Consider the following 26,579-nt stretch of genomic DNA (forward strand, 5'->3'; position numbering starts at 1 on the left):
AGCCGGGCTCCTACAGTAAGAGCGAAACCCCAGGTGGCCGTTACCGCAGGAATGGATATATACACGGTCAACCAGGCTGGCTGTCAGGCGACTTTTTCCACCTTTTGCTGCTCCCGTTCAGCCACCAATTGCCGGGTCAGGGGAATCAGGCGCTTGCCATAGTCGATGGCATCGTCCAGCGGATCGAAGCCGCGAATCAGGAACGTGGTGATGCCCAGATCGTAGTAATCGAGCAGGGCTTCGGCCACTTGTTCCGGCGTGCCCACCAACGAGGTCGAGTTACCTTGCGCGCCCAGCAGGCCGGCGATACCGGTCCACAATCGTTTGTCCAGACGCGAGCCTTGGGCGGCAGCAGCGAGCAGGCGGCGTGAGCCTTCGTTCGGTGGTTCGCGGCGCACGAAACCGTTCTGTTCGGCCAGTGCCGTGGCCTGTTGCAGGATGCGCTCGGCGCGCTCCCAGGCCTGTTCTTCGGTGTCCGCCAGGATCGGCCGCAACGACAGGCTGAAACGGATGCTGCGACCATGTTTGTCCGCCTCGGCGCGCACTTGCCTGACCACTTCGCGCACTTGCTCGTAGGTTTCGCCCCACAGCGCGTACACGTCCGCATGCTTGCCCGCGACTTCGATGGCTGCCGCCGATGAACCGCCAAAATACAGCGGGATGTGCGGCAGTTGCGGCGACTTCACCGCCGAGTGTGCGCCCTCGACCTGGTAGTACTGGCCCTGGTAGTCGAAGGGTTCCTCACGGGTCCATTCCTGACGCAGCACATCGAGGTATTCATCGGTGCGGGCATAACGCTCGTCCTTGCCGATGTAGCTGCCATCGGCCCGCAGTTCGCGATCGTCGCCACCGGTGATGATGTGCACGGCGGTCCGTCCGCCATTGAACACGTCGAGGGTGGTGAACTGCCGCGCGGCCAGGGTCGGCGCGGCAAAGCCCGGGCGATGGGCGATCAGGAACTTGAGGTTGCTGGTCACGCTGGCGGCGTGCGAGGCGATCAGGGTGCTGTCCGGGCTGTTGGAGTGGAAGGCCACCAGGGCCCGGTCAAACCCGGCCTCGTCATGGGCGCGTGCGACTTTTTCCACGTAGTCGGGTTGCAGGACCGGGCCGCTGCGAGGGTGGATTTCCGAGGAATGGTGACCGCCGATGTAGCCGATGAATTCGATACTCATGGGAGTTCCTTGTCGTGGAAGGGCATGGTTCAAGCCTCCACCTGGCATGGGGTCGGTCTGTGGGAGCAAAAGTAGGCGTTGCGGGGTGCGACTGTGAAATGCCGATTGGTTCTAAGTTAATTATGAATTAGATGAATGATGATGATTTATCTATATGAGACAGGCGCATTTTAAGCGGTGCCTGCCATGCACCCCGCGCCTGACATGGACGAGCATGATAATTATGCAAATAATTTATCTGAAGAAAGCTGCATCTGATTTTTAATCATATTAGGTTATTCCTAAAAAGAATTTCACTGAGGTTTTTTATGCGAATAGCATGAAAACCGTTGCTGATGCATGGCACCTCTGGCCATGTTCTTTAAGAGGAAGGATGCCTGATGACTGAAAAGACCTTCGATAGCCCGAGCGCCGCCAGCTCGTTTTCCGTCAACAAGGCAGCTCGCCATGACGGCGCTCTGCAGGGCCCATCGAGGCTGATCCCGCAATGGTTGCGCAACTGGCGTACCCCTGAAGTCTTCCTGCGCCTGCTCAGTCCCATAGCCCTGTTGCTGCTGTGGGAACTGGCCTCGCAATGGGGGTTGATCCCGCAACGCATCATCGCCGCGCCCTCGCAAATCGGCGGCACGCTGTGGGCCATGATTGTGTCCGGTGAGCTGGGCAAGCACTTGCTGGTGTCCCTGCAGCGAGCGCTGGTGGGCTTGAGCATCGGGGTCAGCATCGGCGTCGCCGCCGCCCTGGTCAGCGGCCTGTCCAAACGGGGCGAGGTGATACTCGATTCGCCGCTGCAGATGCTGCGCACCATTCCTTCCCTGGCGCTGGTGCCATTGTTCATCCTCTGGTTCGGCATCGGCGAATTCACCAAGATCGCCCTGATCGTCACCGGTACCACCTTCCCGGTGTACCTCAACCTGTTTGCCGGTATCCGCAACATCGACCCCAAGTTGATCGAGGCCGCCAACACCCTGGGCCTCAATCGTCGCGAGTTGATCTGGCATGTGATCCTGCCCGGTTCCTTGCCCTCGTTTTTTGTCGGCCTGCGCTACTCCCTGGGGATTTCCTGGCTGGCGCTGGTGTTTGTCGAGCAGATCAATACCACCGCCGGCATCGGCTTCCTGGCCAGTGATGCGCGGGACTTCATGCGCACCGACGTGATCGTCATTTGCCTGCTGATCTACAGCGTCCTCGGTCTGTTGATCGACGGGCTGATCCGTACCCTGGAACGTTTTGCCCTGGCCTGGCGCCCATCTTTCGTGAGGAATTGATATGTCGAGCATCGATCTTTTGAACGCGCCCAAACCTGCCCATTCGAACGCGCCGGTACAACTGCGCAATGTGGTGCGCCAGTTCGGCCAGCAGCGGGTCATCGACGGTCTGGACCTGGACATCGCTCCCGGCGAATTCGTCGCCTTGCTGGGGGCCAGCGGCTCGGGCAAGACCACCTTGCTGCGCAGCCTGGCCGGGCTCGACAGCATCGACAGCGGCCAGTTGCTGGTGCCCAAGGCGCGGGCGGCGGTGTTCCAGGAGCCGCGCTTGATGCCCTGGAAACGCGCCTGGAAAAACGTGATCCTCGGCCTGCACATCCCTGACGCCAAGGCGCGTGCGGTGCAGGCCCTGACCGAGGTGGGGCTGGCGCATCGCCTGGAAGCCTACCCGGCCACGCTCTCCGGCGGCGAAGCGCAACGCGTGGCGCTGGCCCGTGGCCTGGTGCGCGAACCCAAGCTGTTGCTGCTGGATGAACCGTTCGCCGCACTCGATGCGCTGACACGGATCCGCATGCATCGGCTGATCATCGAGTTGTGGCGTAAACACAACCCGGCCGTGCTGCTGGTCACCCACGACGTGGATGAAGCGATCCTGCTGGCCGATCGGGTCATCGTCCTGGCCAACGGCAAGATCGCCGACCAGTTGACCATCGATCTGCCCCGGGCGCGAGACAGTGGCCAGGACGGTTTCCAGGCCATTCGTGCGCGGCTCCTGGGTTTGCTGGGGGTTGAAGTGGAACCCGCGGCCGTCGTCGAGCGCCGGGCTTCGAACACCCCAGTGCGGCGGTTTGCCCATGGCTGACACCAAAGCCCGTTTTTTGCTACAGGGAGGCAACGCCATGTCGAGGCGCGTATGGAAGTCTGCGGGTGTATTGCTCGCTGGGGCCGCGCTGCTACTGAGTGGTTGCGGCGAAACGCTCGAAAGCAAATCGGCGGCCACAGCGCCAAGCGACTTGTCCGGCGTGACGCTGGTGCTGGGCGATCAGGCCAAGGGCCTGCGCACGGTGGTCGAGGCGGCGAATGCACTGGAGGGCATCGACTACAAGGTCGAGTGGGCGAACTTCCAGGGGGCAGCGCCGCTGTTCGAAGCCTTGCGCGCCGGTGCGGTCGACCTGGGGCCGGCCGGTGATACGCCGGTGCTGGCGGCCGCCACGGGCGGCACGCCATTGCGCATCGTCGCGGTTCGGCGCAGTCAATCGAGGAGCATTGCGATCCTGGTACCCGCCGATTCACCCATTCGCAGCGTCGCGGATCTCAAGGGCCGCAACGTCGTGGTGTCTTCGGCCCGGGGCAGCATTTCCCAATACCTGTTGATTCGCGCTCTGGCCAATGCCGGGGTCGACGAGCAGGACGTCAATGTCGGTTTCGTCCTGCCGACCGACGCCCTGGCGGCCTTCAACGCCGGCAAGATCGAAGCCTGGGCCACGTTCGGCATCTACCAGGCCTTTGCCGAGCAGCAGGGCGCACGGGTGCTGATCAGCGGCGAAGGCATCAACAGTGGGCTGACGTTCATTACCGCCTCGGATGAAGTCCTCGGCGATCCGCTCAAGCGCAAGGCCCTCGGTGACGTGTTGCAGCGTTTCGCCAAGGCGTTCGAGTGGGCCCGGCAGAACCCCGACGAGTACGCGCGGGTCTTCGCCAGGGTCAACGATATCCCGCTGGACGTCTCGCAACGCCTGCGCAGCTGGGGCGACGAGTCGCTGTTGCAGGTCGAGCCACGGGATGTTCAGGCCTTGCAGCAAGTCGATGACCTGTTCGTGGAAAAGAAGATCTTTCCCCATCGCGTCGACGTCGAGAAGCTCACGGATACAGCGCTGTTTTCCACACCGTTCCTGACGCAGACCCAACCCACGCGCTAGCGTGGGTCGGCATTACAGGAGGCGCCCGGAAACATCACTTTTTCGGCGCTTTGTTGCCGGGCGGGATGTGCAGGTAGGACATCACGCTTTCGGTCAGTTCGGTCGCCAGCTTGACGGCTTCCTTGTTGCGAGCCATCACGCCCGCCACCAATCCCTCGATCAGGGCGAGCACGGCGATGTTGGAGCTGGTCAACACCGGATGGTCGGCCGGGGCGAACAGCACGTGTTCGGCAATGGCGGTGAGCGGGGAGGCGGGTGAGTCGGTGATCGCCAATACCGAGGCGCCGCGCGCGTTGGCGAAACGGGCGAGTTGCAGGGTATCGAGGGAGTAGCGTGGCAGGGAGATCGCCAGCAACACGTCCTGATCGGTGATGGCGGCCAGCCGGTAAGCCGCGTTTTCGTTGCCGCCCTCCATGCTGATGGCGGTAGCGTCCGCACAGAAGGGCATCAGGGTCGAGGCGGCGAGACCGGCGAAGTAGACGCTGTTGCCAAACCCCAGGATGTAGATTTTTCGCGCTTCGGTCAGGCGCGTGACAAACGCCTCGAAGGTCTCGGCATGGTTGTTGGTCGCGGCCGTGGCAAGGTTGCTGCTGGCGCTGTGGATTTGCTCATGCAGGCCAAACGCGCCCCCCGGTCGATGCGCCAGTTCGTTGCGCAGCTTGTCGACCGGCGACACCATCTGCTGCAACGTCGCCACCAGCTCGGCCTTCATGCCGGTATAGCCACCCAGGTTCAGCGCCTTGGCCAGGCGATTCACCGCGGCGGGAGAGGTGGAGGTTTCATGGGCCATTTCTTCGATGGTCAGGGTCGCGGCCCGGAGCGGGTGACGCAGGACAAAGTCCGCCACCTTGCGCAGTGACGGCGGCAGATCGGAAACGATTTCCGCCAGTTTGCGCATCACTGGCGCGGCATAGACCGTGGTGTCTTTCGAAGGGGTCGGCATATCCGGCTCAACATGTCCTGAAGGGGTAGAAAACCTGTAGGAGCGAGGCTTGCCCGCGAACAAACGATAACGCGCAATGCCTGAAACACCGCGGTGTTTGCTTCGCGGGCAAGCCTCGCTCCTACAGGTATGCGCACGCGAGTGTATCTGATGCCGACCCTCGGTGTGTGCGGATGGCTTATTTCAAACTGCCGGCCAGAAACTGCCGGAGTCGTTGCGACTGCGGGTTGACCAGCACCTCGCGCGGGTCGCCCCGTTCCTCGACCTGGCCCTTGTGCAGGAACACCAGCTGGTTCGACACCTCGCGGGCAAAGCCCATTTCGTGGGTCACGACCACCATGGTCCGGCCTTCCAGCGCCAGGTCCTGCATGACCTTCAGCACTTCGCCGACCAGCTCGGGGTCGAGTGCCGAAGTGGGCTCGTCGAACAGCATCACTTCAGGCTCCATGGCCAGTGCCCGGGCAATCGCCACGCGCTGTTGCTCACCGCCGGACATATGAGCGGGCCAGGCGTCCATGCGGTGCGCCACGCCGACCTTGTCCAGGTAGTGCTCGGCCTTTTCCCGCGCTTCTTTCCTGTTGATGCCCAGCACCTGCACCGGCGCTTCCATGACGTTTTCAAGGGCGCTCATGTGCGACCAGAGATTGAAGTGCTGGAACACCATCGATAACCGCGAACGCATGCGTTGCAGTTGTTTGGGTTCGGCAGCCTTGAGCCCGCCGAGTTTGTTGCTCACCAGCTTGAGCTGTTCGCCATTGAGCACGATGTTGCCGGCGTTGGGCTGTTCCAGCAGGTTGATGCAACGCAGGAAGGTGCTTTTGCCCGAGCCGCTGGAGCCGATGATGCTGATGACGTCACCGGCCTTCGCCTCCAGGGACACGCCCTTGAGCACTTCGTGGCTGCCGTAGCTTTTGTGCAGATTGTTTATTTCCAGCTTGTACATGGTTCCGACTCTCTGTTTGTCAGTCGCTGAGCAAGCGGCCTTGGCGAATGGGGGTGCTGCCGGCAATTTTCGCCAGCCACAGGCCGGGCTGGGCGAAGCGCAGGCGTTCGCGGGCATAAAGAATGCCGTCGGTGCTGGCGAGCACCACGCTGTGCTGGTCGGTGAGCGGGTCAATCACTTCGAACAACGGATCGCCGACCTGGACCCGGGCACCCAGCGCTTGCAGATAACTCACCACCCCCGGGTGTGGCGCGTAGGCGTACTGCGCACCGGCAAAGGGGGTCGCCTCACACTCGCCCGGTGGCGCCGCCGGCCAGTCACCGCTGATCAGGCCTTGCTCGGCGAGATAGCCGAGAATGGCTTGGGCGCTGTCGACACAGGTCTCGCGTTCGGTGTCCGCCATGCCGCGCAACTCGATAGTGGTGGCAGCACACGCCAGGGGAATGTTGGCTTGCGGGAAGCGCGCGGCCAGTTGCAGCCAGGGAAGTGCGCAGGCTTCATCGAAGGCATTGCCGCCTGCAGCCTCGGCCAGCAGGGCAACGCCGGCACCGAGGCGGGCGGCCAACGAGCGCAAGCGTGGCCAGTTTTGTGGCATGGCATACAACAGCATGATCGACTCGAAGTCGCAGTGCAGGTCCAGCACAACATCGGCATCGCAGGCGTGCTGCAGCAACAGGCGACGCAGGCCGTCGAGCTCCGAGGTCGCCGCTGGCAAGTTGGCGAGGGCATGAACCATGGCGCGGCGGATCAGGTCGACGTTGGCGTCGGCATCGTCGCCCAATTGGCCTTCCAGTCGCTGCGCCACGTCCTCGGCCAGTTCCGGGAAGTCGCGATTGAAATTCTTCCCGCTGGAGAACTCGAAGCGACCTTGATGGGTGGCCTGGAACATCTGGGCGATACCGATCGGATTGGCCATCGGCACCAACTCGATCACTCCGCTCAGGCGGCCTTGCTCTTCCAGTTCCAGCAAGCGGCGCTTGAGTTCGACGGCGACGCGCATCCCCGGCAATTCGTCGGCATGCAGGGAGGCCTGGATATAGGCCTTGCGCGGTCCGCTGCCAAAACGCAACAGCGACAGCTTGCGCTCCGTACCCGAGGCACTCCACGGCAAGAGGTATTGAATGTGCTGCATAAGGCTCCTTAGTGCTTGCGCGGTGCCAGGTAGGCCAGCCAGCGGCGCTCGGCCAGCTTGAACAGGCGAACCAGGATGAAGGTCAGGGCCAGGTAGATCAGGCCCGCGGTAATGAACGCCTCGAACGGCAAATAGAACCGCGAACTGACCGTTCGCGCGGCGCCCGTGATATCGACCAGCGTGACGATCGACGCCAGGCTGGTGGTTTGCAGCATCATCAGCACTTCGTTGCTGTACTGCGGCAGCGCCCGGCGCAGGGCCGACGGCAGGAGAATCCGCCGGTACAGGGTCAGGCGCGACATGCCCATGGCCCTGGCGGCTTCGATCTCGCCGTGGGCCGTGGCCTTCAAGCTGCCGGCCAGCAGTTCGGCGCTGTAGGCACTGGTGTTGATCGCAAAGGCCAGGCAGGCGCAAAACGTTGCACTGGACAGGTACGGCCAGAGCGCGCTCTGGCGTACCGCTTCGAACTGCGCCAACCCGTAATAGATCAGGAACAGTTGCACCAGCATCGGCGTACCGCGAATCACGTAGGTGTAGAGCCAGGCCGGGAAGTTCACCAGCGGTGAGCGGGAGACGCGCATCAACGCGACGGGAATCGCCAGCACCAGGCCGATGGCCAGGGAAATCAGCAGGACTTTGAGGGTCACCAGGGCGCCATTGAGGTACAGCGGCAGGTTTTCCCAGATCAGGTGGTAGTCGAGAATCATGGCCGTGCTCCGCGTTACAGTTCAGCGGCTTTGACGCCGACCGAGTAGTGTTTTTCCAGATAGCGCAGCACCAGCAAGGACAGGCTGGTGAGCATCAGGTAGAGCGCGGCAACCGTGAGGAAAAACGTGAACGGCTCATGGGTGGCGTCCGCCGCGTTCTTGGCCTTGAACATCATGTCCTGCAGGCCGATCACCGAGATCAGCGCGGTGGATTTGGTCAGCACCAGCCAATTGTTGGTGAAGCCGGGAATGGCGAAGCGGATCATCTGCGGCACCAGGATCCGCCAGAACACTTGGACGCCACTCATGCCATAGGCAGCGCCGGCCTCGCCCTGGCCCTTGGGGATTGCCATGAAGGCGCCACGAAAGGTTTCCGAGAGATAGGCACCAAAGATGAAACCCATGGTGCAGACGCCCGCGATAAAGGGATTGATGTCGATGTAGCGGGTGTAGCCCAGTGCGAGGGCAAGGCGGTTCACCAGGTCCTGGCCGCCATAGAAGATCAGCAGGATCAATACCAGGTCGGGAATCCCGCGGATCAGGGTGGTATAGCCTTCGCCCAGTACCGCCAGCCATTTGAGCGGCGACAGCCGTAAGGCGGCGCCGATCAGGCCCAGGGCGATGGCCATGGTCATGGAGGTCAGGGCCAGGTTGATGGTCAGCCAGGCGCCATCGAGAATACTCGATCCGTAGCCGTGGAGCATGATGAAGTTCCTCAAGCGAGCGCCGCAAGGCGCGCGAGACAAGCCACAAGTGGCGCCCGCAGGGGCTGGCGCCAGGGTTTCGGATAGAGGCCTATTCGCCGTAGATATCGAAGGCGAAGTACTTGGCCATCACCTGCTGGTACTTGCCATTGCTGCGGATGGCGTCAATCGCCGCACTCAGGCGTGCAACGTTCGCGCTGTCGCCTTTACGCACGGCAATCCCGGCGCCCCTGCCGAAGTATTTCGGGTCGTTGATGTCGGGCCCGACCAGTGCAAAACCCTTGCCCAGGGGCGTCTTGATGAAGCTCTCATCGGTGTTGACGATGTCGGCGAGCGTGGCATCCAGGCGACCCGCCGCCAGGTCGAGAAAGGCTTCATTCTGTGAGGAGTAGCGAACGATCGAGACGCCGGCCTGCTCAAGCTGCTCGGTGGCGAAGCGGTCATAGGTCGAGGAGCGCTGGACCCCGACTTTCCTGCCCTTGAGATCGACCAGCGGGTCGTTGATCACGTTGCCGGCCTTCATCGCGAACTTGCCCGGCGTGTGGTAGTACTTTTTGCTGAAGTCGACCGACTTCATGCGGTCGTCAGTGATCGACATCGACGACAGCACGGCATCGATCTTGCGCACTTTCAGTGACGGGATCATGCCGTCGAATTCCTGGATGACCCACTCGCATTTGACCTTCATTTCTTCGCACAGCGCGTTGCCGATGTCGTAATCGAAACCACTGACGTTGCCCTCTGGCGTCTTGAAGGAGAAGGGTGGGTAGGCGGCTTCGATTCCGATGCGCAGGCTGTCCTCGTCGGCATGTGCCAGCAGGCTTGCGGCGCACAGTGCCAGAGCACCTAGAAGTTCTGTCTTGTTCATATTGTTGACTCCTGGATGAGGTGTTTGGGTGTTACGGGGAGCGGCCGTCCGATCGGGCGAGGGCGCCCGTTCCCGGGATTCTCGAGGCTATAAATGGCACATTAAATTTCATAAATCAAACAAATGAAAAAAAACGTATCAGTCCCGAACAAAAAGTTGTGTAGCGGAACTGTCACTATCGGCAGGTCAAACTCGGGCAAATTGAAGTGCAACCGCTCAGGCTGGCAAGATGGCCAACAGCAGTTTTTAGCGGATCTTGGGAGGGGTGGAACGGGATGGTACGCAGGCGCAAAAGCGCCCCGTGACTCGCGGGGAAACGGCGCCCCGCGTTGTCATTTTCAACGGAAAATCCTGCGACTCAAATCTTGTACTTGATCACGATCCCTTTGAGTTTGCGGCCATTGACGGTCTGTACGTCGCGCGCCCATAGCGGCCCGTTGAGGTAGGCACCTACCGGCTGGATATGGTCATAGACCACCACCACGGCATCGCCACCGAGCTTAGCGGATTCTTCCCGCAGTTTCTGTTCCACCTCGGTTATGGGAGGGGCCGGGTCGACACTGGCGTCGATCAGTATTTCCCCCAGTCGAATGTGCGGGCGCAGGGGCTCGGAGCGCAGCACCACGACTTCACTGGGCAGCGTCGGTGCGGGGTGTTCCACGCCCACGTAGGCGGTGGTCTGGGCATCGACTGTCGCGCAACCGCTGAGTGCCAGCAGGGCGGCGGCGAGCCCTCCCGCCAGCAGCGACAGTTTGAAACGGGTGGACCATGACGCGTCATGGGTTTGCATGGTGGTGTCCTCCGAAGGGCCGCTGCCACAGGGGTGGCTTGTTGACGGTAGCAGACGGCCCGGGAGTTTCCAGAATGCACGACCGTTCCAGGTCGGAGCTGCTTGAACAGCATCGCCGCGTGCGACCCTGTTACTGGTCCTTCTCGCAGTTGATCATCCACGACACGCCAAAGCGGTCGACCAGCATGCCGAAACGCGCGGCCCAGAAAGTGGCCTCGAGCGGCATTTGTACCTGACCGCCTTCGGCCAGGGCCGAAAACACCTGTTCAGCCTCCTTGATGCTGTCGACATTCAGCGAAATCGAGCAGCCGCTCATCTCGTCGGTGGGGCGATCGGGGGTGGTGTCCGAGCCCATGATCGCCTGATCGCCCACGGCCAGCCGGGTGTGGATGATCAAATTGTGCAGGTCCTTGGGGACGTGCTCGGCGGCAGGGGTTTCGCCGAAGGTCAGCATGGCTTCGATCTGGCCCTTGAGGCTTTCGGCATAGAAGGTGAACGCGGCTTTGCAGTCGCCATTGAAGATCAGGTAGGGATTGATTTTCATGATTGCGCTCCCGGTCAGTGGAAGGGACACACCGGATTGGACGCCTGGTTCAAGCGCGAATTCCGATGGCATCGACTGGGCAAGCAAAGCGCTAAATCGCGGCGGGAGCCTGGGTATTTTTAGATATTTTCTCGATAGGGCGCGCCAGGCTTATAGCCTCGCCCGTGCGCCGTGGCGCCAGCAAGCGCTCGATGGCGCCGCCGACCAGGTTCTCCAGCAGTTCATCGTGCTCGCCTTCGTCCAGCGAATGGGCGGTCAGCCAGCAGGGAGCGCTGTTAAGCAGGGCGGCGACGGCATGACCGGCCGCCAGGAGCCCCGATTCACTGAACCGCGAACGGGCGCCGAGGATCACCATCAATTGGCGTTCGTACTGCTCGCGCAACTGTCGAACCCGTGCCTGTTGCTCTTCGTTCAGGCAATCGCTGTCGCGTTCCACCAGGCGAAAATGCCAGGGCATGTCGCGATGCAGGTTCAGGTGCGCGCGAATCAGGCTGTTGAGTCGGTCGCGCTTGGCCGGCGCCTGTTGCTTGATGCGCCCCAGCGTGGCCAGCAGCTCTTCGTAGAACTCTTCGATCAAGTCCAGCAGCAGGTGCTGTTTGCTCGGGTAATGGTGATACAGCGAGCCCGGGGAAAGCCCCAGGCACGTCGCGAGCTCACGCATGCCGACCTGACCGAAACCCTTGCTGGCGAACAGCTCCAGCACCTTGTCCCGGTATTCGGCGAAACGCGAGCAACGCTCAGGCATAGGCATGGAAGCCGCGCCCCGTCTTGCGTCCCAGGTACCCGGCGGCGACCATTTCCTTGAGCAAGGGCGCCGGGCGGTATTTGCTGTCGTTGAAGCCGTCGTAGAAGGCTTGCATGATCGCCAGCAGCGTATCCAGGCCGATCAGGTCCGCCAGGGCCAGCGGGCCGATAGGCTGGTTGCAGCCCAGGCGCATGCCGGCGTCGATGTCCTCGGCACTGGCCAGGCCTTCCTGCAAGACCAGGATCGCTTCGTTGATCATCGGCACCAGGATCCGGTTGACCACGAACCCCGGGCGGTTGCCGGCGGTGATCGCGGTCTTGCCCAGGCGGGTCGCCATGTCCAACGCCAGGGCGTGGGTGGCATCGCTGGTTTGCAGGCCGCGAATGACTTCGATCAGGCCCATCACCGGCACCGGGTTGAAGAAGTGCAGGCCGATGAAGCGTCCGGGCTGGCTGACACTGGCTGCCAGCTGGGTGATCGACAACGACGAGGTGTTGGAGGCGATCACGCACTCGGCGCTAACCTGGGCGGCAATCTGTTGCAGCACCCGCAGTTTCAGGTCGAGGTTCTCGGTGGCGGCTTCGATCACCAGTTGCGCATCGTGCAGGCTGCTGTAGTCGGTGCTGGTGCGGATCTTGTCGAGGGCGGCGTTTTTTTGTTCGGCGCTCAGGGTTTCCTTGGCGACCTGGCGGTCAAGGTTCTTGCCGACGGTGGCGAGGGCTTTTTGCAGGGCAACCTCGCTGATGTCCAGCAGGGTCACATTGAAACCGGCCAGGGCGCAGACTTGCGCGATGCCGTTGCCCATGGTGCCGGCGCCGATCACGCCGATGTTTTGCAGATTCATGTTGCCGTCCTTTCGATAAACCCTGCGATACCTTGGCCGCCGTGATGGCCGAAAGCGTACTATTGCCGCGAGTCTAGAGCCGGTACGGTGGTTGGCCTATGCCGAAACTGTTCAACGGCACTGATGTTTTTTGCCATTTCGGGTGATGGGGAGCGAAGCGTTCGCATGCGGGAAAAGGACTCGGTAGCCGCCTACTTCGTGCAGGCGATGATCCACGGGCTGGGGGACGACCCACAGCGTGTACGGGCTGTGCTGGAACAGGCCGGTATTGATCCGGCGCTGATGCAGGACCCCACGGCGCGGGTATCGGCCAATGCCTTTGCGGCGTTGTGGCTGATTCAGATCCGCGAGCTCAATGACGAATTCTTCGGGCTCGACTCCCATGGCATGCCGCCGGGCGCATTTGCCCTGATTTGCCGCGCCTTGATCCAGGAGCCCGACCTGCACAAGGCCATGCGCCAGTGCCTGGCCAACTTCGCCCTGTTCCTCGAGGATTTTCGCGGCACGCTGACCGTGCGCGGCAAGCGGGCGGTCATCAGCCTGGACAGCCAGGCAGCCAACGAAGACGTCAGCCGTTTCGGCGAAGAGACGTTCCTGGTGTTGATGATCAGCCTGCTCTGCTGGCTGGGCGGAAGGCGCATCCCGATCGACCGCGCGGACTTTCGCCATGCGCGCCTGTCACTCAGCGACGACCGCCTGCTCTGGGGGCCGAACCTGACCTTTGGCGCCGAGCGCACCGAAATCGAGTTCGCCAGTCATTACCTGCGCCTGCCGGTGGTCCAGGACCTGGCGTCGCTCAAAGTGTTCTTGCGCACCGCGCCACAATGGCTGGTAATCCGCTTCCGCAACCAGCACGGCCTGGCGTCACAGGTGCACCAGCGCTTGCGCAACAGCCATTACAGCCAATGGCCGACCCTGCAGGCCTTTGCCCTCGAACAACACCTGAGCCCCAGTACTTTCCGCCGCAAACTGGAGCGCGAAGGTTGTTCCTATCAGGAGATCAAGGACGAAGTACGGCGCGCGGTGGCGTTCGAACAGTTGCGCGAGAGCCAGGCCAGTATCGGCGACATCGCCGAACAACTGGGTTTCCAGGAACCGAGCGCATTCCACCGGGCTTTCAAGAAGTGGACGGGGGAGAGTCCGGGGCGGTATCGGGCGCGGTTTCAGGGGGAACGGCTCGACACCGCGGAGCCTTTGGCGTGAGCCCGGTTTTTGCCCGCTTCACCTCGCTGCTCGACCAGTCACGGCGTGCCTTGCTGCTGGTCTGGGGCACCTCGCGCGGTTTGTTCCTCGGCCTGGTGTTGGCAACGCTGATTGCAGGTGTGCTGCCGGCGCTGGCGGCGTGGCTGGGGCAGCGCATTGTCGACGCCGTGGTCTTCGCCATGCAATTGCACGCGCAGCAGGGTAGTGCGCCGTTGTGGCCGGTGGTGCGTTATGTGCTGCTGGAGGCGGGTGTGTTGGCCTTGCTGTCCGGCGCGCAGCGGGCGCTGTCGGTACAGCAGTCGCTGTTGCGGGTGCAGCTGGGGCAGAAGGTCAACACGATGATTCTGGAAAAGGCCCAGACGTTATCGCTGGTGCAGTTCGAGAATTCGGAGTTCTACGACAAGCTGGTGCGGGTTCGGCGCGAAGCCTCGACCCGGCCGTTGGCGTTGGTGATGAAGTCCCTGGGGCTGATCCAGAACCTGATCGTGCTGATCAGCTTCGGTGTGTTGCTGGTGCATTTTTCGCCCTGGGCACTGGTGTTGCTGGTGGTCGGCGCGTTGCCGGTATTTTTTGCCGAGGCGCACTTTTCCGGTGATGCCTTTCGCTTGTTTACCCGCCGTGCGCCGGAGAGCCGGCAGCAGACCTACATCGAGACGCTGCTGTCCCATGAGGGCTACATCAAGGAGGTCAAGCTGTTCGGTTTCGCGCCGCTGCTGTTGCAGCGTTACCGCGACACCTTTGCCAGGCTCTATGCCGAGGACCGGCGGCTGACCCTGCGTCGCGATGGCTGGGGATTTGTCCTCGGCCTGCTGGGCACCGCGGCGTTCTACCTGGCTTATGCCTGGGTGGTGGTCGATGCCGTGCACGGCAACATCAGCCTCGGCCAGATGACCATGTACCTGGTGTTGTTCAAGCAGGGACAGGCGGCGGTGAGCAGCAGCCTGAGCGCTATCAGCGGTCTGTACGAGGATGGGCTCTACCTGTCGAGCCTCTATGAATACCTGGCCGAACCCGTGGTTGCCGACACCGGCTATCTGACGGTGGGCGCGGTGCCTGGCGATGGCCTGCGGTTCGAGAACGTCGGCTTCCGTTACCCGGGTGCCAGTCGCGCCGCGCTGACGGGCATCGACCTGCACCTGGTGCCGGGGCACAGTGTGGCGCTGGTGGGGGAGAATGGTTCTGGCAAGACCACGCTGATCAAGTTGTTGACCCGGCTGTACCGTCCCGATCAAGGCCGCATCCTGCTGGACGGCAGCGATCTGCAGGCCTGGGAGGAGGATGCGCTGCGCCGGCGGATTGGGGTGATCTTCCAGGACTACATTCGCTACCAGTTTTCCGTCGGCGAGAACATCGGCGTGGGCGACACGCTGGCGTTCAAGGATGAGCAGCGCTGGCAGCAAGCCGCCGCCGAAGGCATGGCCGCGCCGTTCATCGAGCGGCTCGATCGCGGCTACGCCACGCAGCTGGGGCGCTGGTTTGCCGGTGGCCTGGAACTGTCTGGCGGGCAGTGGCAGAAAATCGCCCTGTCGCGCGCCTACATGCGCCGCGATGCCGATATCCTGATCCTCGACGAGCCGACCTCGGCACTCGACCCGGCGGCGGAAGCGGCAGTGTTCGAGCATTTCAGCCAGCACACCCAAGGCCGCATGACCCTGCTGATATCCCACCGTTTTTCCAGCGTGCGTAATGCCGACCACATCATCGTGCTGGATCAGGGTTGCATCCTTGAGCACGGCGATCATGCCACGCTGGTTGCTGCCGGTGGACGTTATGCGCAGTTGTTCGACCTTCAGGCGCGGGGCTATCGATAACCCTCAGGAGTCCTGGGCGCCCCGGGAAATCATCGGCCCGGCGATCTGCGGTTTTGCCCGCATCAGGCCTTCCAGCGCCTGGCGGTACTGGCTGCCGCCCAGGCTCATGCTGTTGTTGTGCGTGCCGCCGGGTATCAGCAACAGGCGCTTGGGTTCGTTGGCCGCATTGAACAATTGCTGGCTGAACCTCGACGGCATGAACTGATCGGCCAGGCCGTGAACCACCAGCAATGGCATGTCGATGTCGACGATCTTGTCGATGGAGTCGAACTTCTGCGACAGCAACCAGCGCACCGGTAGCCAGTTCACCGGCAGGTTGTTGCCCGCGACTTCAGTGACGGCATCGCCCAGGGAGGTGAAGGTGGACTCGATCACCAGGCCGCGCACCGGGACCGGGCTTTTTGCCTTTTTCGCCTGGGCGGCCAGGTCCGCCGCCAGGTCGATGGCCACCGCGCCGCCCAAGGAATGGCCGTAGATCAAGCGTTTGCTGGCGTCCGGTTGCATCGCTGTGAAGCGTTCCCAGGCGGCCCGGGCATCTTCGTAAACGCTGGCCTCCGACGGCAAATCACCCTGGCTCTGCCCGAACCCGCGATAGTCGATCGCCAGCACCGAGTAGCCCATGGCCCGCAGCTGCTCGATGCGAAAGGCCTGGCCGGTCAGGTTCCAGCGTACGCCATGCAGGTAGAGGATCGACGGCGCGTCGCGGCGCGCGGCCGGCCACCACCAGGCATGCAGGTTTTGCCCGGCCTTGAAATCGGCGGGCTTGATGTCGAACTCCTGCACATCCCGAGGCAAACCGCGATACCAGCCGGCCGTGCCCGGTTCGATGCGAAACAGCAGCTCGCGCTCTTTGTACTTGAGTGCGCCGCAGCCCACCGGCAGGCCGACGATCAGCGCGGCCATGCACAGCAGCGGCAGCCAGCGCAGGCGCAGACGGGTGAGGAGGGCAGAGGGCATCGGGTGGTTCACCGGTACGGACATGAAGTCCGCGTTTTAACAGATGCGCGCGCGGGGTGGGGAAAAATGCGACTTGTGGGAGTGAGCGCGGCTCCGGGCGGCGTTCCGACGATAGCGGAGTGTCAGTCGACATCGATGTTGTCTGACACTCCGCCATCGCGAGCAAGGCTCACTCCTACAAGTTTTTTGCGCGACTGTCAGTCCACGCGCAGCACAATCTTGCCGATGTGGTCGCCTGCCTCCATACGCGCATGGGCCTGCGCGGCCTCGGTGAGCGCGTAAACCTGGTCGATCATCGGCAGGCAGCGCCCGGCCGCGAGCACCGGCCATACGTATTCGCGCAACTGTTCGGCGATCGAGGCTTTTTCTTCCCGGGTGCGGGCACGCAACAGCGATCCGGTGATCGTGGCGCGTTTGCCCAGGATCGCCAGCAGGTCGATCTCCTTGGCGAAAGCGCCGCCGAGGAAGCCCAGCATCACCAGTCGACCTTCCATGCCCAATGCCGCGATATTCTGGTTCAGGTACGAACCGCCCATGATGTCGAGGATGACATTGACGCCCTTGCCGGCGGTTTTTTCCTGGATGACCTGGACGAAGTCCTGATCGCGATAGTTGATCGCTTCGGCGCCCAATTGGCGGATGACCGCGCACTTTTGCTCACTGCCCGCCGTGGCGAAGGCCTTGATGCCGAATTCGCGGCACAACATCAATGCGGTGGTGCCGATGCCGCTGGTGCCGCCGTGGATCAACGCGCGCTGGCCCTTGCTGGCGCCGCCCATGTCGAACAGATTGGCCCACACGGTAAAGAAGGTCTCCGGCACCGCCGCCGCCTGCACCCAGTCCATGCCTTCGGGAATCGCCAGGGCCTGGCTGGCCGGGACCACGCAGTACTGCGCATAGCCGCCGCCATTGGTCAGCGCACAGACCTTGTCGCCGACGATAAAGTCGCTGACGTCCGCGCCCACGGCGACCACTTCACCAGCCACTTCCAGCCCCGGGATCGGGTTCATGCCGGGTTTCATCGGGTACTTGCCGGCGCGCTGGATCACGTCGGGGCGATTGACCCCGGCGGCGTGCACGCGGATCAGCACTTCACCTACGCCCGCCGTGGGCATTGCCACCTGGCGCGGTTGCAGGACTTCAGGGCCACCGGGTTGGGTGATTTCAATCAGGGTCATGGTTTGGGGAAGTGTCATGTTTGAAACCTGTCATGAGTACGAATAATTTAGTCCAGTGCGCCGAGCAACTGTAGGAGTGAGCCTGCTCGCGATGACGGTGTGTCAGGCGGCAACGATGCTTAATGTGCCGACGTCTTCGTCGGAACGCCGCCCGGAGCCGGCTCGCTCCTACATTGGATGGGGTGAGCAAGCGCACGCTTAGCTCCAGCAACAACGCCACGACAATTGCCCCGGCCGCAATCACGAACATCAGCCCATGATGGCCGCCGCTGGCATTGAACAGGGCCGAATAAGCGAACCCGGAAATGGCCTGGAAGGTGGCGAAGGACACTGTCGCGCGACTCCAGACCACCTGTTGCTGATGATGCCCGGGGACCAGTTCGTGAACCCGCGCCAGTGCCAGCGGCACGATGCCCGGTGGGAACGAGCCGAGGATCAGGGCCAGCACGGCCAATGCCGCGAAGGCGCTGGAGACCGACAGCAGGGCCACGGCAATCGCCTGCACCACCAGCACCAGGCGGATACTCGGCTTCGCGCCCAGTCGATCCGCAAGAAAACCATAGCTCACCGGCCCGATGATCGCGCCGAGGCCGTACATCACCCAGATCAGCGCGCCGATGTGTTGCCCGGCGCCGAGGCCGCGAGCGACGTAATCCACCAGGAACACCATGGCCGGCACCAGCCCCGCCGCCATGAGTGCGTATTGGGCAAACAGCAGGTAGACACCCGGGTGGGTGCGGGTCGACGCGGCATGGGGTGTGGCGGTCATCGTGGCCTGGGACGCAGCCGACGGCCAGCCAAACCAGCTGATGGCGGTCAGGACCAGTGCCAGCAAGCCGAGGCCCAACCAGGTTTGCTGCAAGCCCAGGCTCAACAGCGGCGGGACGATCGTCCCCGACCCGGCGATACCCAGCCCTATGCCGAGAAAGATCGCGCCACTGGCCAGGCCTTTGCGCGAGGCCGGCACGTGGGGCAACACCGTGGCCGCCACCAGCACCATGATCGCGCCGCCGGCGACACCCGAGAGCAAGCGCCAGCCGAAAAACCAACTCATCGACAAGGGAAAAGCGCAGGCGAAGAACGACAAGGTGACCGCCAGCATCATCAGCCGCAGCGCAGTTTTGTTGGAGGTGCGACGCGCCAACGGATGGCCGATCAGTGCCCCGACCAGGTAGCCCACCAGGTTGGCGGCGCCGAGGTACACCACGTCGCCGGCGGAAAACCAGTGGGCCTGGATCAGCGAGGGGATCAACGGCGTATAGGCAAAACGCGCCAGGCCAATGCTGACCAGGCTGGCGCACAGGCCGGCAAGGATCGGCAGCCAGAATGCGTTGCGTGGGGTGTTTGAGGGGCTGAGCATGGACGCTCTCCTGCAAGTTTTTCGCTGGTGAGCAGCTTAACCAGCTTTGCTGATGCACTAACGCAGCGATTTCGCGTTATCGTGATGCGTAAATGCATCGGAAGGAGAACCCCATGAATTGGGATGACGCACGGGTATTTCTCGCGGTCTGCCGCGAATCGACCCTGCGCGGTGCCGCGCGGGTGCTGGGTGTCGATCAGGCCACGGTTGGCCGGCGCATCACTGCGCTGGAAAAATCGTTGAGCGCCACGCTGTTCCTGCGCACCTCCGAAGGCTATGCGTTGACCGCGGTGGGCGAGGCGGCGATGCGCGCGGTCGAGAAAATGGAGCATTCGGCGCTGGAACTGCAGCGCCGCATCCAGGGCCTCGATGACCGGCTGACGGGCATCGTGCGGGTGACCACCACCGACTCCCTGGCCATCGATTTCCTGATCCCGGCTGTCGCTCGCCTGCATCAACGTCACCCCGACGTGCGGGTGCAACTGGACGCCTCGTCACAAATCCTCAGCCTGGCCAAGCGCGAAGCCGACATCGCCGTGCGCAACACCCGGCCGGACAACCCGGACCTCATCGCCCGGCGAATCGCCCGTTGGCCGGTGGGCCTGTTCGCCTCGCAAGCCTATGTGGATGCCCACGGGATACCCGAGCCGGGATCGTCATTTGAAGGGCACGATCTGGTGGTGTATCAGCCGTATTTGCAGGCTGGCAAGGACATGACGCTGGTCAACGAACCTGTGGTGCGCGGGCGGATCGCCGCGAGCCTGAATTCCAGTCTGCTGGTGCGCCGCTCCATTGCCGCAGGGATCGGCATCGGGGAAATTTCGGTGTACATGGGAGAGAAGGATGGGCTGATCCGACTGTGGCCGGAGCGCACGCGGACGTTGCCGTATGACGTGTGGCTGGTGACCCACGCGGACCTTCGGCATACCGCGAGGGTCCGGGCGGTGATCGAGGAGATTGTCGAAGGGTTTTCGGGGGCCCTGTAGGAGCGAGCATGCTCCGGGCGGCGTTCCGACGATGGAAGCACGGGCAACGCGTTCATTCAGACAAGGCGCGTTATCGTTAACGTCCATCGCGAGCATGCTCGCTCCTACAGGGATCGGTGAATGCCTCTTACGGCATTTCTGGCAGCTCTTGCGGCCGCAGGTCGAACACCAGTACTTCAGCATCCACCCCATTGTTCAAGGTCAGCAGCTGCTCCTCGCGAATCCGCACACCGTCGCCTTCCTGCATCGGCACGCCGTTGAGTTCGACGCGACCGCGAGCCACATGCACGTAGGCATAGCGATTGGCCGCCAGTTCCAGCGTGGCACTTTCCTTGCCATCGAACAGGCCGGCATACACCCGCGCATCCTGGCGCACTTTCAGCGAGCCCTTGGCGCCGTCAGGGGAGATGATCAATTGCAGGCGGCCGCGTTTTTTCTGCGTGCTGAAATGTTCCTGCTGATAGCGGGGCTTGGCACCGCTGACGTCCGGGACGATCCAGATTTGCAGAAAGTGCACCGGCCGCGAGTCCGAGTGGTTGTACTCGCTGTGCGCCACGCCGCTGCCGGCGCTCATCAACTGCACATCGCCAGGACGGATCACCGAGCCGGTTCCCAGGGTGTCCTTGTGTTCCAGCGCGCCCTCGAGCACATAGGAGAAAATCTCCATGTCGCGGTGCGGGTGCTGGCCGAAGCCTTTACCGGCTGCCACGCGGTCATCGTTGATCACCAGCAGATCGGAAAAACCCTGTTCTTTCGGGTTGCGATAGCTGGCGAAGGAAAAGGTATGGAACGACTTCAACCAACCGTGATTGGCCAGGCCACGATCCGATGCTTTGCGAAGGGTCAGCATGATGAAATCTCCTGTGGGGACGTTGATTCGTCCGAGTGAGGAGAAGGTTAATGTTTATCGACTGATGCAATAAGTAGGTGGAAATTGAAATACTGTCCTGTTCAGGTTGACAGTAAAGGACGGACGACGCTCGCTCTGGACTTCGTCATACTGCACAGCGTTGTCCCTGTGGGAGCGAGCCTGCTCGCGAAGCGATGTCACATTCCACAATGAATGTGACTGTTAGACCGCTATCGCGAGCAGGCTCACTCCTACAGGGGGCGGTGTAAGCATTCCTTTTTTGATTCAGTGATCTTGAACCCATGAAAACCATAGCAATGGTGTTGTTCCCCGACTTTCTCCTGCTCGACATGGCCGGGCCCATGGAGGTGTTTTCCATTGCCAATCGTTATCTCAAACCCGCCGACCACTATGTGCTGACAACCATTGGCACCGCGCCCGGCGCACTGCGGGCGTCCAATGGCGTGAAGGTGCAGGCGGACCTGCCTGTCGAGCAGGCCTGTGACGGCTTTGATTTGTTGCTGGTGCCCGGTGGCCCCGGTGCCTACAACGAAAAACATCCGCCCTTGCTCGAGTGGCTCAAGCACAATGTCAGTCGATCGAAGGCCTATGGCTCGATCTGCACCGGGGCCTTTGTGCTGGGGCACGCCGGTTTGCTCGACGGCTATCGCGTGACAACCCACTGGCATTACACCGAACGCTTGATCAAGGCCTTCCCCGGGGCGACGGTCGAGACCGACCGGATTTACGTCCAGGACCGCAACCTCATCACTTCCGGTGGCGTCACCGCTGGCATTGACCTGGCACTGTCGGTAGTGGCCCAGGACCATGGCAAGAAGGTCGCCCAGGACGTGGCCAAGGTGTTGTTGGTGGTCATGAAACGCCAGGGTGGCCAGGCGCAGTTCAGCCCGCTGATGGCGGCGGTAGCCCCCCATGAGACGGCGATCACCCGGGTGCAGAACCATGTGCTCGAGCACCTGGACGAAACCTACAGCATCGAACGCATGGCTGGCCTTGCCAACATGAGCCCGCGGCATTTCGCCAGGGTCTTCGCCCGGGAAGTGAACATGACACCCATGGAGTTCCTGCAAAGCGCACGCATCGATTGCGCCAGGAACCTGCTGGAAACCGGTGACTTGCCGCTCAAGACCGTAGCGTTCAAAAGCGGCTTTGGCAGCGTTCGGCACATGCGTTTCCTGTTCGGTGAAAAGCTCGGCCTGACCCCGACCCAGTACCGCGAGCAATTCAGCTAGGGCCCTTGTCCGTAGTGCGCACCCTAATGGCCGTGACGCTCCCCCCGTGGCGGTTGTACCGTCACCTGGGCCTGCCAAGATATCGCTGAACTCATTGCAAGGAAGGTACGGAGCCTGGATGGCCTCATGTGCCGGGCAGGTTTCCAGCGGGTGAACGTGGATGAACAGCCTTACTAACGTAACCAGCGACGCGGTGCTGCACTTCGGCCCCTACGCGTTCCACCTCCATCAACGACTGGTGTTGGAAGGTGATCAACCGTTGCGCCTGGGCGGGCGCGCACTGGATATCTTGCAGGTGCTGCTCGAGCATGCTGGCTCGGTGGTCAGCAAGGGCGAGCTGATTGCCCGGGTCTGGCCGAGGTCGGTGGTCGAGGAAATCAACCTGCGGGTGCACATTGCTGCCCTGCGTCGGGTCTTTCGTGACGGACAGGACGGGCATTGCTACATCGCCACTGTCCCTGAGCGTGGGTACAGCTTTGTCGCGCCGGTGCGGCAGGCGATGGAGCTTACGCCTTTGGCGAGCGACACAGTTGCGACTCCCCCACACAATCTGCCGGCGCGACTCACGCCCGTCACCGGTCGTGATGCCATCGTCGGCAGCCTGGTGCGGCAGTTGCCGGTGCGCCGTTGCATGACCCTGGTCGGGCCCTGTGGCATCGGCAAGACCACCGTTGCGCTGCGAGTCGCCGAATTGCTGTTGCAGCACTATCGCGATGGCGTGTGGCGGGTGGATCTGGCGATGATCGATGACCCGGCGCAGCTGGTCGATCATCTGACGTGCACCTTGCAGCTCGGCATCGGCACGCCCCTGAACATGTTGGAACGATGGCATGCCTTGCTGGTTTTCGACAATTGCGAACACTTGCTTGAAGACTGCCGGACACTGATCGAGGCGCTGCTGGCGTCGGCACCGCGCGTGTCTATTCTGGTCACCAGCCGTGAACCGTTGCGGGCCACCGACGAAACACTCCTGCCTTTACCGCCGCTGCTGGTACCACCCGCATCGGCATTGTGCAGCCTCGATGAGTTCATGGGCTATTCGGCGGTGCAGTTGTTCGTCAGCCGTGCCCGCGCCCGCCAGCAAGGATTTGCCCTGCGTGAGCAGGACCTCAAGGCCGTGCGCGAAATCTGTCGGCGACTCGATGGTTTGCCCCTGGCCATTGAGCTGGCCGCGGCGCAGATCGATGCGCTGGCGCTGGTGGGGCTGCAAGCGCAACTGGATAACTGCTTTGAGATGCTGACCCAGGGGCGACGCACGGCAGTCCCGCGGCACCAGACCCTGAAGGCGGCCCTGGACTGGAGCTATGAGCGCCTGACACCGATGGAGCAAACGGTGTTGCAGCGTCTGGCGGTGTTCAAGTCGGCGTTCACAATGGACGCGGCGATGGCCGTGATCAGTTGCGCGATGCTGCCGCCGTCCAGTCTGGCCGGCGTCATGGAAGGCCTGGCGCATAAATCGCTGCTGTCGCTGGAGCCAGTGCGCGGTGTGACCCGCTATCGCTTCCTCAATACGACCCGTTGCTATGCCCTGGAAAAACTTGAACAGAGCGGGGCGTTGCGCACCTTCGAAATGCGTTATGCCGGCTACGTCAGCCACACCCGCCGACCTTCAGCCAGGCAGGTGAGCCTGCAGCTCGTCGAGTAACCGCTGCACTGCGACCAGGTCCGGCGTGGCATGGCCTTCGGTAAACCGCTGGTAGATCGGCGACAGCAGCTCCCGGGCTTGCCGGTAGCGGCCCTGGCGCTGCCAAAGCCGCGCCAGCGAGGTGGCGCTGCGCAGCTCCCAGGCCAGGGCACCCTGGGCTTTTGCCACGTTGAGCGCCTTGATCAACAGGGTCTCGGCGGCACAGTTTTTTACCGGGCACTCGGCAGCCAGCAAAGCATTGGCCCTGGCCCGCAGAATCTCCGCGGTGCTCCAGCCTGCCGCGCCGGTCTCGGCGCGTTGCAGCAAGTCGTCATCGACGAAGCCGCTGTCGAGGGTGACCATGATTTCCTTGATCAAACCCACACCCGGACGAGTCAGCGCAGGGGGCTCGGCACTTTCGATGACCTGCGCATAGTGTCGCGCCCAGGTGTAGAACAGCAGCACCGAGTGTTTCTGCGCTTGTTCCAGCAACAGGCGCAAGAGTTCGCGAGCGGTTTGGCGGTCGCCGTTGTAATGGGCGATCAGGCAGCCCGACAGCGCCAGGGTGTAGCAGATCGATGTGCCATGGTTGATCTGCAGCGCAACGTCCAGCGCCTGCCGGGCCGTACGCCAGGCTTGCTCGGGTTGGCCCTGGATCCAGAGGATGCGGGCCAGGATGGTCAGGGCCGCCACGCTCTGGTCGTACTGCACGCCAAACCCATGGGTGAAGCGGTTGAGATGGCCGCTGTGGGCCATGCGCTGGATCACCTCTTCGGCGTTCATCCGCGCCCGTTGCTGATCGCCGGCAAAGTGCAGGGTCAGCACGCGCAGGCGATGGGTGCTCAAGGACAGCGCCGGGTCGCGGTGCAGCCCCAGTCGGTCAAATTGCTCGCTTTGTTCCAGGGCCATTTGATAGTGGCCGCAACTGAGGTTGACCGCCAGGTGCCCGGAAACGGCGCGCAACTGTCCGGCCACGTCGTTGCATTGATTGGCCAGGGCCCGGGCGCTGACGAAGGCTTCGATGGTTTCTGCCGTGCCGCCCTGGGCGTGGTAACAGGTGCTGCCCAAGGCCAGTTTCAGCAGCATTTTCAGCTGAGGACAGGGCTCGGGCGCAGCATCGAGCAGCGTCAGGGCCTTGCGCACATAACCACCGTACTCGTTGAGCAGCGACAGTTCCTGCCACAGCGGCGTGGACGTCGCGGTCAGGTGGATGGCCAGCGCATGCGGCCCTGGCGCGGACAGCCCCCAATCGAGCGCCGCACGGATGTCTTGCAGGCTGCGGGCATAACGCTCGATCCACTGCCCGGTGGGGATCTGTTCCCAGTCGTTCTGCGCCTGCTGCATCAGGGCCAGGCATCGCCTGGCGTGGCGGTTGCGGGTGGCGGGCAGTTCGGCGCTCTGTTCGAGTTTTTCCAGGGCATAACTGCGGGTGGTGTCGAGCAGGCGGTAGAACACCGCTTCGTCACCGACGTCGACGTTCAGCAGCGACTTGGCCACCAGTTGCGTGATCGAGCCAAACACCTCGCGCGGTTCAATGTGTTCGCCCACGATAACCGCCGCTGCCGATTCCAGGGTGAAGCCACCGCGGAAGATGCCCAGTCGGCGCAGGCAGGTTTGTTCGCAGGCATTGAGCAGGTTGAAGCTCCAGTCCAGCGTCGTGCGCAGGGTCTGATGCCGGCCCAGGGTCGTCTGGCTGCTGTGGGTGAGCAGACGAAAACTTTCCTGCAACTGCGTCAGCAAACCCTGCAGGCCAAGGTTTGCGACTTGCGCGGCCGCCAGTTCCAGGGCCAGCGGAATGCCATCGAGGCGCCGGCAGATATCGGTCACCAGCGGCAATTGGGCGTCGGTCAGTTCAAAGCTGTCGTGGTTAGCCATGGCCCGCTCGACAAACAACTGAAGTGCGGAAAAGCCCAGGGCCTGGGCGCGGTCCAGCACGGCGATGGGCGGGGGGCAGTCCAGTGATTCCAGGCGCTGCACGAATTCACCCTCGGCTCGCAGGCTCTCGCGGCTGGTGGCCAGGATATGCACCTGCGGCGCGCCACGCAGCAGGCTTTCACACAACAGCGCCACGCTGTCGATCAGGTGTTCGCAGTTGTCGATCACCAGCAGCATATGCCGATCGCGCAGGAACGTGGCGAGGCTGTTCATCGGCTCGCTGTCGTGCAGTGACAGTTCCAGCACGGCCGCCAGATGACCGCTGATCATCGACGGATCGTTGATCGGCGTCAGGTCCAGCAGGCGGATGCCGTCGCGGTAGCGGCCGATCAGTTGCTCGGCAACGCGCAGGGCGACGGTGGTCTTGCCGATGCCGCCAGGGCCGACGAGGGTGATGAAGCGCTGGCGCGGCAGTTGCGCCACCAGGCTGTCGACCAGCGCCTGGCGGCCGATCAGGCGGGTGCGGCGCAAGGGCAGGTTGTGGCCACTCGATCCAACGGTGTCGCTTTGTGGGGCTTGCCCGCTGTGCTCCAGTGAGCATGGCGCAACAAAGCTGTAGCCGCGCTGGGCCACGGTGACGATGTAGCGCTGGCCGGCCTGACCGTCGCCGAGGGCTTTGCGCAGGGCGGCCATGTGCACCCGCAGGTTGATCTCTTCCACCACGCTGTCGGGCCAGATTTGCGCCATCAGGTCTTGCTTGCTGACCACCTTCCCGGCGTGTTCCAGCAGGATCAACAGGATGTCCATGGCGCGTCGGCCCAGGCGCAGGGGGCGCTCGGATTCCATCACCAGACGTTGTCCGGGGTAGATCCTGTAGGGGCCGAAATGCACAGCCTGTTCGGGGGCGAGGGTCAACGGGTCACTCCTGCATGCATGCGTCTGGAACGCGCTTTTCGAGCATATTCC

At 62.7% G+C, this 26,579-nt stretch carries 24 protein-coding genes; 8 read left to right on the forward strand and 16 right to left on the reverse strand.

The genetic code is table 11. The features are described from left to right. Nucleotides 1-83: 83 nt before the first annotated feature. Nucleotides 84-1,172, reverse strand: coding sequence for an LLM class flavin-dependent oxidoreductase (locus HFK74_RS26695; protein ID WP_180206096.1), 1,089 nt, complete (start codon nt 1,170-1,172; stop codon nt 84-86). A gap of 380 nt (nt 1,173-1,552) precedes the next feature. Here HFK74_RS26695 and HFK74_RS26700 point away from each other — a divergent pair, with 380 nt between their 5' ends. From HFK74_RS26700 to HFK74_RS26710, 3 genes are read left to right on the forward strand one after another with little or no spacing between them, the layout of a single operon-like run. Then, the gene (locus HFK74_RS26700) at nt 1,553-2,437 is read left to right on the forward strand and encodes an ABC transporter permease (RefSeq protein ID WP_180206097.1); all 885 of its coding nucleotides are present in this window, start codon (nt 1,553-1,555) and stop codon (nt 2,435-2,437) included. A gap of 1 nt (nt 2,438) precedes the next feature. Further along, the gene (locus HFK74_RS26705) at nt 2,439-3,239 is read left to right on the forward strand and encodes an ABC transporter ATP-binding protein (protein ID WP_180206098.1); all 801 of its coding nucleotides are present in this window, start codon (nt 2,439-2,441) and stop codon (nt 3,237-3,239) included. A gap of 37 nt (nt 3,240-3,276) precedes the next feature. After that, nucleotides 3,277-4,296: an ABC transporter substrate-binding protein gene (locus HFK74_RS26710; RefSeq protein WP_180206099.1), complete on the forward strand. Its 1,020-nt coding sequence runs from the start codon at nt 3,277-3,279 to the stop codon at nt 4,294-4,296. 34 nt (nt 4,297-4,330) lie between these two features. Here the strand turns inward: HFK74_RS26710 and HFK74_RS26715 are convergent, their stop codons facing one another. The 10 genes from HFK74_RS26715 to HFK74_RS26760 all read right to left on the reverse strand — a co-directional run bounded on the left by HFK74_RS26715 (nt 4,331) and on the right by HFK74_RS26760 (nt 12,516). Further along, a complete protein-coding gene (locus HFK74_RS26715; protein WP_180206100.1) occupies nt 4,331-5,239 on the reverse strand; it encodes a MurR/RpiR family transcriptional regulator in 909 nt (302 codons plus the stop codon). Between the two features lie 178 nt (nt 5,240-5,417). Then, nucleotides 5,418-6,182 (reverse strand): ABC transporter ATP-binding protein, encoded by a 765-nt coding sequence (locus tag HFK74_RS26720; protein WP_180206101.1) that lies wholly within the window; start codon nt 6,180-6,182, stop codon nt 5,418-5,420. Nucleotides 6,183-6,201: 19 nt separating this feature from the next. Then, nucleotides 6,202-7,314: a succinylglutamate desuccinylase/aspartoacylase family protein gene (locus HFK74_RS26725; protein ID WP_180206102.1), complete on the reverse strand. Its 1,113-nt coding sequence runs from the start codon at nt 7,312-7,314 to the stop codon at nt 6,202-6,204. 8 nt (nt 7,315-7,322) lie between these two features. After that, entirely contained in the window at nt 7,323-8,021 is a 699-nt protein-coding gene (locus tag HFK74_RS26730; RefSeq protein ID WP_180206103.1) for an ABC transporter permease, read from the reverse strand. Nucleotides 8,022-8,035: 14 nt separating this feature from the next. Further along, complete coding sequence (locus HFK74_RS26735) at nt 8,036-8,725, reverse strand: ABC transporter permease (protein ID WP_180206104.1); 690 nt, start codon at nt 8,723-8,725, stop codon at nt 8,036-8,038. A 91-nt stretch (nt 8,726-8,816) separates the two neighbouring features. Next, on the reverse strand, nt 8,817-9,593 hold the full coding sequence (locus HFK74_RS26740; RefSeq protein ID WP_180206105.1) for an ABC transporter substrate-binding protein: 777 nt from the start codon (nt 9,591-9,593) through the stop codon (nt 8,817-8,819). A 358-nt stretch (nt 9,594-9,951) separates the two neighbouring features. Next, nucleotides 9,952-10,383, reverse strand: a complete 432-nt coding sequence (locus tag HFK74_RS26745) for a hypothetical protein (RefSeq protein WP_180206106.1) — start codon at nt 10,381-10,383, stop codon at nt 9,952-9,954. 130 nt (nt 10,384-10,513) lie between these two features. Further along, the gene (locus HFK74_RS26750) at nt 10,514-10,927 is read right to left on the reverse strand and encodes a VOC family protein (RefSeq protein WP_008066131.1); all 414 of its coding nucleotides are present in this window, start codon (nt 10,925-10,927) and stop codon (nt 10,514-10,516) included. Between the two features lie 91 nt (nt 10,928-11,018). Beyond that, on the reverse strand, nt 11,019-11,678 hold the full coding sequence (locus HFK74_RS26755; RefSeq protein WP_180206107.1) for a TetR/AcrR family transcriptional regulator: 660 nt from the start codon (nt 11,676-11,678) through the stop codon (nt 11,019-11,021). After that, complete coding sequence (locus HFK74_RS26760) at nt 11,665-12,516, reverse strand: 3-hydroxybutyryl-CoA dehydrogenase (protein ID WP_180206108.1); 852 nt, start codon at nt 12,514-12,516, stop codon at nt 11,665-11,667. The genes HFK74_RS26755 and HFK74_RS26760 overlap by 14 nt, the downstream gene beginning before the upstream one ends. A gap of 165 nt (nt 12,517-12,681) precedes the next feature. On the opposite strand from HFK74_RS26760, the gene HFK74_RS26765 reads away from it, so the two are divergent. Both HFK74_RS26765 and HFK74_RS26770 read left to right on the forward strand, forming a co-directional pair. Continuing rightward, on the forward strand, nt 12,682-13,719 hold the full coding sequence (locus HFK74_RS26765) for an AraC family transcriptional regulator (protein ID WP_180206109.1): 1,038 nt from the start codon (nt 12,682-12,684) through the stop codon (nt 13,717-13,719). Beyond that, nucleotides 13,716-15,530 carry an ABC transporter ATP-binding protein gene (locus tag HFK74_RS26770; protein WP_180206110.1) on the forward strand — a complete coding sequence of 605 codons (1,815 nt, stop codon included), beginning with the start codon at nt 13,716-13,718 and terminating at the stop codon, nt 15,528-15,530. Before HFK74_RS26765 ends, HFK74_RS26770 begins: the two co-directional genes overlap by 4 nt. 3 nt (nt 15,531-15,533) lie before the next feature. On the opposite strand, the gene HFK74_RS26775 is transcribed toward HFK74_RS26770, so the two are convergent. The 3 genes from HFK74_RS26775 to HFK74_RS26785 form a co-directional block, all read right to left on the reverse strand. After that, nucleotides 15,534-16,487, reverse strand: a complete 954-nt coding sequence (locus HFK74_RS26775) for an alpha/beta hydrolase (protein WP_180206111.1) — start codon at nt 16,485-16,487, stop codon at nt 15,534-15,536. Between the two features lie 197 nt (nt 16,488-16,684). Further along, on the reverse strand, nt 16,685-17,683 hold the full coding sequence (locus tag HFK74_RS26780; protein WP_180206112.1) for an NAD(P)H-quinone oxidoreductase: 999 nt from the start codon (nt 17,681-17,683) through the stop codon (nt 16,685-16,687). Beyond that, entirely contained in the window at nt 17,652-19,025 is a 1,374-nt protein-coding gene (locus tag HFK74_RS26785) for an MFS transporter (protein ID WP_257230432.1), read from the reverse strand. Before HFK74_RS26785 ends, HFK74_RS26780 begins: the two co-directional genes overlap by 32 nt. Before the next feature lie 113 nt (nt 19,026-19,138). Here HFK74_RS26785 and HFK74_RS26790 point away from each other — a divergent pair, with 113 nt between their 5' ends. Next, complete coding sequence (locus HFK74_RS26790; RefSeq protein ID WP_180206113.1) at nt 19,139-20,011, forward strand: LysR family transcriptional regulator; 873 nt, start codon at nt 19,139-19,141, stop codon at nt 20,009-20,011. A gap of 127 nt (nt 20,012-20,138) precedes the next feature. Here the strand turns inward: HFK74_RS26790 and HFK74_RS26795 are convergent, their stop codons facing one another. Continuing rightward, nucleotides 20,139-20,861 carry a pirin family protein gene (locus tag HFK74_RS26795; RefSeq protein ID WP_180206114.1) on the reverse strand — a complete coding sequence of 241 codons (723 nt, stop codon included), beginning with the start codon at nt 20,859-20,861 and terminating at the stop codon, nt 20,139-20,141. Between the two features lie 302 nt (nt 20,862-21,163). Here HFK74_RS26795 and HFK74_RS26800 point away from each other — a divergent pair, with 302 nt between their 5' ends. Together HFK74_RS26800 and HFK74_RS26805 are read left to right on the forward strand one after the other, a co-directional pair. Then, nucleotides 21,164-22,114, forward strand: a complete 951-nt coding sequence (locus HFK74_RS26800; RefSeq protein WP_180206115.1) for a GlxA family transcriptional regulator — start codon at nt 21,164-21,166, stop codon at nt 22,112-22,114. Nucleotides 22,115-22,274: 160 nt separating this feature from the next. Further along, nucleotides 22,275-23,759: a winged helix-turn-helix domain-containing protein gene (locus tag HFK74_RS26805; protein WP_180206116.1), complete on the forward strand. Its 1,485-nt coding sequence runs from the start codon at nt 22,275-22,277 to the stop codon at nt 23,757-23,759. Here the strand turns inward: HFK74_RS26805 and HFK74_RS26810 are convergent. Then, nucleotides 23,724-26,528, reverse strand: a complete 2,805-nt coding sequence (locus HFK74_RS26810; RefSeq protein ID WP_180206117.1) for a winged helix-turn-helix domain-containing protein — start codon at nt 26,526-26,528, stop codon at nt 23,724-23,726. The genes HFK74_RS26805 and HFK74_RS26810 overlap by 36 nt on opposite strands. Between the last annotated feature and the right edge of the window lie 51 nt (nt 26,529-26,579).

This window comes from Pseudomonas sp. SbOxS1 (assembly GCF_013416725.1).
GTDB lineage: Bacteria > Pseudomonadota > Gammaproteobacteria > Pseudomonadales > Pseudomonadaceae > Aquipseudomonas.